Origin of the sequence: Humidesulfovibrio sp., assembly GCF_035560995.1 — a bacterium.
Taxonomy (GTDB): domain Bacteria; phylum Desulfobacterota; class Desulfovibrionia; order Desulfovibrionales; family Desulfovibrionaceae; genus Humidesulfovibrio.
This window is the reverse complement of sequence record NZ_DATMYK010000035.1, coordinates 1-5,759: the sequence shown is the minus strand read 5'-3', so window position 1 is coordinate 5,759 and position 5,759 is coordinate 1. Positions and strand designations below refer to the sequence as shown.

Genomic DNA, 5,759 nt, shown 5'->3' with positions numbered 1-5,759 from the left:
ATAAATTAAGCGTGATGAAGAAATTCGACGATTCTTGCGTTGCGATATGCAACGCTTGTGGCCGGCGCTGTTTGCGCGTTTCCGAGAAATATCTTTAAATTTCTGTGTTTTGTCTTGTCGGCTCATGGCGGCATGTCCCTTGAAAGAAGCGGGCCAACTGAAAACATCAACCGGAGAGGTCGCCTTGAACAGCCTGCGAGACATGATGGAGACAACGTTCGCCGCTGCCGCCTTTGCCGAACGCAACCTGGGCAAGGAAGCCAGCGAGTGCCTTGGCAACCGCGCACAAGCCAAAGTGGTGAGCGCCAAGGCGAAGCCCGGCGCGCAGCGCCCCCGCCCCAGCCTCAAGGCCTAGCCGGAAAGCCGCCCGCCACGCCATGCGCAAGTCCGCTCCCAAGACCAGCCAGAGTCCTGGCCCGCAGCCGCTCCGGCCCGGAATAGCCCTGCGCCAGCGAGGCGGCTGGCGCGAGGCCATCGAGGTCTACGGCGAGGCCCTGAGCCTGGCCGAGGCCGGAGAGGCCGACCTGGCGCGCACGGTCCTGGGCGACTTTCACGCCGAGCATCGCAAGATCCTGGTGCTGGCCGAAACCGGAGGCCTGCCCGAGGGCATGGCCTCCTACAGTGTGAACCTGGCCGAGCGCCTGGGCTTTGATCTGGTGCTCTTGAGCGTGGGACAGCCGGAACGGCTCCCGGCCGACTGCGAGGCCCAGGCCCGCGAAGGCGCGCGCCAGCTGTTCGAGGAGGCGGCCCGGAGGGGCGTGGCCTGCTCGCACATCCTGCGCCAGGGACTGCGCGACGAGGTGCTCTCCATGGTGAGCCTGGAGCTGCGGCGCGTGGAGTTCGTCATCACCAGCAGGCCGGAGGCCGCCAGGAAGCAGGCCGCGCTCATGGTGCCGGAGTTTTCGTACCGGTGCTGATCCCGGCCAGACCGGCAATACGTTCATAAGACGGCAGAGCCGTCAACAATACAGATGAAATGGAGGTTCTCATGGCTCAGGAAGTGACGAAGAAACAAGCGCTGCTGCGGATGATCGGTTTCGGCGCGGCCAGCGCGGCCGTATACGGGGTGGTGTTCCAGCATGCGAACGCCATCACCGAGATATTCTCTCGCGGCGGAGTGTATGCGGCAGCGCCCATCGCCACGGTATTCCTGGTTTCCTATGTGCATGGCGGGTTCGCCTCCAACCTGTGGAGCGCGCTGGGCATCAACGCCAAGGCTCCGGCCAAGACCGTGCAGGCCACCCAGTCCGCCACCAAGACCAAGCGCCCCGAAGTGCGCGCCACGCTCAACGCCTAAAACCGCGCGCAACGAAAGGAGTCAGCAATGGACGTCGCCCTCGACACCCTGAAATTCATCGATCTGACCACGAGCTCCATCATCTTCCTGTTCATCGTCGGCTTCATCGGCGGGCTGGTGAGCGGCTTCATCGGCTCCGGCGGGGCCTTTGTGCTTACCCCGGGCATGATGAGCCTGGGCGTGCCCGGCACCGTGGCCGTGGCCAGCAACATGTGCCACAAGTTCCCCAAGGCCCTGGTGGGGGCCATCAAGCGCTTCCGCTACGGCCAGGTGGACATCAAGCTCGGCTTGGTCATGGCCGCCAGCGCGGGCATCGGCGTGCAGGTGGGCATCAAGATCCAGAACCATATTCTGGAGATATGGGGTCAGGCGGGGTCCAACCTCTATGTCAGCGTGTCGTTTGTGGCCGTGCTGGTCATCGTGGGCAGCTATGTGTTCTACGACGCCATGAAGAGCTCCAAGAGCACCGGCGCGGACGTGACCCCGGCCCTGGCCCTGCGCCTGCAGAAGATTGAACTCTGGCCCATGATCACCTTCAAGACGGCCAAGGTCCGCATCTCCCTGTGGTTCACCGTGCCCGTGGGCTTCGCCACCGGCATGCTGGCCGCCACCATCGCCGTGGGCGGCTTCATCGGCGTGCCGGGCATGATTTATGTGCTTGGCGCCGGCGGCCTGGTCGCTTCGGCCTCGGAACTGGTCATCGCCTTCGCCATGGGCCTGGGCGGCACCATCAACTGGGCCATGCACGGCATGGTCGACATCCGCCTCACCCTCATCATCCTGGCGGGTTCGCTCCTTGGCGTGCAGCTGGGGGCCATCGGCACCACTCTGGTGCGCGAGGTCATGATCAAGATCGTCATGGGCTCCATCATGCTCATCGTGGCCGTTTCCCGCGCCCTGGCCCTGCCCAAGTACCTGGCGCAGCTGGGACTCATGGACATCGCCCCGGAAAAGGTGGCCTTCATGGACCAGGCCAGCTTCCTCATCATGTGCGCCGCCCTCACCCTGGGCGCGGTGATCATCCTGGGCGCCATGTTCAAGGCCCGCCGGGCCATGGCCAGGCAGGCCCAGGAGGCCTACGGCCAAGCCTAGCAATCCGCAGCCTTCCCGACCTCTGGCCTGCGCGCCGTCTCCTGGTGGAGGCGACGCGCAGGCCTTTTTTGCGGGCAGGGCGGACGCTGAAGGGGGCAGGGGGCGTGCTGGTTCGGTTGCGCGGAGCTTCCCCGCGCCGATCTGTGCCGGCTTGCGCGCCGGTTTACTCAGGAGGGCAACGCTGAAGTGCAGCAACGAAAAAGTGCCTGCGAATCGTTTCGCAAGCCCTTGATCTATCGAGTGGTGGAGCTGGAGAGAATTGAACTCACGGCCTCTTGAATGCCATTCAAGCGGAATGCCGTGCATACCCTGAAATCATTAGTGAAATCTTTAAATGCACTACAGAAATACGACTTTTCCGGGACTTTTGTAGTGCGGATTTGTAGTGCAAACGAACGCGGGCAAGGGGGACATGACCTCGTGAACCACGGCGGATTGCTCCGAGGGGGGGCTGCCCCTGCACAGAGGGGTTCAGGGGCGGCAGCCCCTTGGCTGGGTGCCTGGGTGAGGAACCTCTTGCCCGGCGGTGAACTAGCGGTTCTACGATCTGGGCTGCGGCCCGAGCCGTTGCTCCAGCCACAAAATGCTCGATGAGCCGAGAGCGCTTCTGGGCACTGAGCCGATTTTTTCGGATGTACATGGTTCCACCCTAGCATGGGAGAACACTCGTCGTTAGGACAGCCCCTTCCTTCCAGCTGCCTTTACGTGCTGCGCATTACGGCAGGGGGTACCCGTAACTGACATCTACCGCAACATCCTTACACCTCATTCTGCTCCCCCGTTGGTCTGCAGCCAAGTCTGCGCCAGGTCAAAACGTCACGTTGATTCCCAACTCGGCGCCATAGCTTGTGGCCTGGGAGCGATTGATGACCACTGATGTTTCGCCGCGCAGCACGGTTAGCGGATTGAGTTTGTAGGATGTGCCGATGGCGGCCCGCGTCCAGTCCAGGGGCGCAGGTGCGGCGGGCATGGAGTATGACGCCACCCCCACCGAGGTGAGGGAGGCGTTCACCGTGCGTTGCGTCTCGGCGCACTCGTGGTTCCATTTCGCTTCCGCAAAGGGCTGCCACTGCCCCAAATCGAGCAAGGCGCGCCAGCCGAGCTGGAGGACGGCGGAGTCGCGTGTTTGCGAGCCGAAAGACAAGGCCGTGACGCCGCTGGTTCCGGTTTCGGTGAAGCCGTTCAGGTAGGCGCGCTGTAGCAGCATGCCCACCACTGGGCCTGTGGTGACGGGTCCCAGGGGGATGTCTCCCCCAGCGCGGAGCGCAAGCGCAAGCGAGTTTCCGTCGGCGTTGGCGCGGTTGTTGTCGGTGAAAAGCCCCATCTTGACTTTGCGATTGATGACGTTCTGCTGTAGGCCGAAGGAGGCCACGACATCGGCCCAAAACGACCCAGCCGCATAGGCGGCGTAAAGACTCAAAACTTCAGCCGTCTGCTCAAATTTTCCGCCGCCCGATGAAAACCCCTGAGTCTGGCTGCCAGCCGAGAGCGCCGCGCCAATGATTGCTCCGTCCGGCAGTTGGTAGTCCACGCCGAGCGAACCGTTTAACGGAACGCCGGAGTCTTCGGGGAAGCCCTTTGCGTTCTTGCTTTTCTGCACGCCAGCCCCGCCGCTGGACCAGACATTGACGCCGCTTGGCCCCCGGTGCTGCTTGGACTGGTCGATTTGGCCCTGGATGGTGGCGGTGCGTGCCAAACCGCTTTGGATGACGCTTTCTGATATAAGGGACATTTGGCTCGGCGCGACGATCAGGCTGTAGTCGTAGTCCGCCTCGATGGTTTGGCCCGCTGTGGTCATGTGCTTCCCGTCAATGAACAGATAAGTCTGCATTTGCAGCGGGGTGATGTTGGCCCAGGTGGTGATTATGGCGCTCACCCCCGACGGAGAGTTGGCAGCGAGCACAGAAGCGGGCGTGAAGCCGAACTGGGCCGGATTTTTTACGACAAAGCGGAATACGCTGTCGAGGTCGGAGGGGATGAAGCGGACCCCGGCGGCCGTCAAGGCCGCCCAGCGATCATTCCCGTAGGCCACGGACCGTGCATAGAGAACGGCGTTTGCCGGGTCGATATCGCCGCCAAGGGCGGCGTACACGGCGGAATTAAACATGTTTGGCACCACTATGGTGCGAGCCCCGGCCGCTTGCAGGCTGGCGACTGACGCCGCCAGGCTTGTGGCCTGGTCGCGCAAGAAGGAGGGGTTTGCGGCGATCCAAGCGGCTGTCTGGTTCTGTACGAAGATGAGGTCGTTGTTGCCGCTGCTGATGACATAGAGGGCCTTGGAGTTGGCCACGCCGTTGACCGCCGCGAGGTAGTTCTGAATTTCCTGACTGACCGAGACGTTGGCGGGAAAGAGTCCGGAGGAGTAGGCGGAAGCCGGGGAGGAACGCAGGGGCACGGAATAGGCCCCTCCGTTGGCGTAGTTGGTGCTTCCGGCCCCAACCGGCGCGAGGCTGAGGCCGAACTTGGCCGCCAACGTGCTGGAGTTCATAACTCCGGGCCCGACATACCCGCCCGTGGCTCCGGCAGAGACGGCGGCGCTCACCGCACCGTCGACCGCAATGCTGCCGGTGGTGTTGTAGCGAAAATAACCGCTGTCCTGGGTGCTGTCGCCAAACACGATGGACTGACTGAAGTCTGCCGCTCGGCACTCGCCAGGGGCGCAATAGATGATGAGCGCAAGCCATGCGGCGCACAACGCCAACGGGGAGACAATGAGGCGGAACTTCACCGGGGCTCTCCCGTCATGTTGCCATATGGTATTTGAAGTCTATAGTTATATTATGTTGTTAAGAGCGTCAACGCGCTGCTGACGACCCGCCTCCGGGCGCCACGGCCGTTGGTGCGGATGTTCTGCCTGTCAGTCTTCGTTGGTTTCGTTCTGCTCGGTGCAAGGTTGCACAATATACATGTCGTGCGACAGGTTATGTCGCGTACGTATACACACAAAACAGTTCAATGGGGAAGGGCATAATGATGCCGCAGGATATTAGCCCACAGCCCCCCTGAACCAGAGCGAAAGTCGACGCTCCCCTTCGCCGTCGCACATGCTGGTTCCACGGCGCGCCAGGCGCTGGTGTCAAGCGAAAGCGCGTCCGCGCGTGCTTGACGCCTGTGCCGCGCGTCGTAAGCGTAGTCGATACGCCGCCCATCCGGCAGGTCCACGCGCAGCAACAGGCCCGAGGGTTCGTACTGGCAGGACTCCAACAGACCGCCCGAGCCATCGGCGACGCGGGCGAGGCGTCCTGCCGAATCATAAGCGTAGCGCCGGATTTCGGCCTCGCCGCCGAGGTTCAGGGTGCGTTCGGCGATGCGGCCTTGCTCATCGCGCCGCAACGAGAGAAATTGGGAGGGCATAGGAGCTCCTTGCGTT

The 5,759-nt window shown here is 62.7% G+C and carries 5 protein-coding genes and 2 pseudogenes; 4 read left to right on the top strand and 3 right to left on the bottom strand.

Going from position 1 to position 5,759, the window contains the following annotated elements; all coding sequences use genetic code 11:
• Nucleotides 1-184: 184 nt before the first annotated feature.
• From VN419_RS01155 to VN419_RS01140, 4 genes are all read left to right on the top strand, one after another.
• Nucleotides 185-355: a hypothetical protein gene (locus VN419_RS01155; RefSeq protein ID WP_325643558.1), complete on the top strand. Its 171-nt coding sequence runs from the start codon at nucleotides 185-187 to the stop codon at nucleotides 353-355.
• 22 nt (nucleotides 356-377) lie between these two features.
• Nucleotides 378-917 (top strand): hypothetical protein, encoded by a 540-nt coding sequence (locus tag VN419_RS01150; protein WP_325643555.1) that lies wholly within the window; start codon nucleotides 378-380, stop codon nucleotides 915-917.
• Nucleotides 918-988: 71 nt separating this feature from the next.
• A complete protein-coding gene (locus tag VN419_RS01145) occupies nucleotides 989-1,297 on the top strand; it encodes a hypothetical protein (protein ID WP_325643553.1) in 309 nt (102 codons plus the stop codon).
• Nucleotides 1,298-1,324: 27 nt separating this feature from the next.
• Nucleotides 1,325-2,389, top strand: coding sequence for a sulfite exporter TauE/SafE family protein (locus VN419_RS01140; RefSeq protein WP_325643551.1), 1,065 nt, complete (start codon nucleotides 1,325-1,327; stop codon nucleotides 2,387-2,389).
• A gap of 540 nt (nucleotides 2,390-2,929) precedes the next feature.
• Here the strand turns inward: VN419_RS01140 and VN419_RS14585 are convergent.
• The 3 genes and pseudogenes from VN419_RS14585 to VN419_RS01125 all read right to left on the bottom strand — a co-directional run.
• Nucleotides 2,930-3,023: pseudogene (locus VN419_RS14585) on the bottom strand (IS1595 family transposase); the annotation flags it as partial.
• A gap of 174 nt (nucleotides 3,024-3,197) precedes the next feature.
• Nucleotides 3,198-5,117 (bottom strand): autotransporter outer membrane beta-barrel domain-containing protein, encoded by a 1,920-nt coding sequence (locus VN419_RS01130; RefSeq protein ID WP_325643549.1) that lies wholly within the window; start codon nucleotides 5,115-5,117, stop codon nucleotides 3,198-3,200.
• Between the two features lie 224 nt (nucleotides 5,118-5,341).
• A pseudogene (locus VN419_RS01125) lies at nucleotides 5,342-5,759 on the bottom strand (RHS repeat domain-containing protein); the annotation flags it as partial.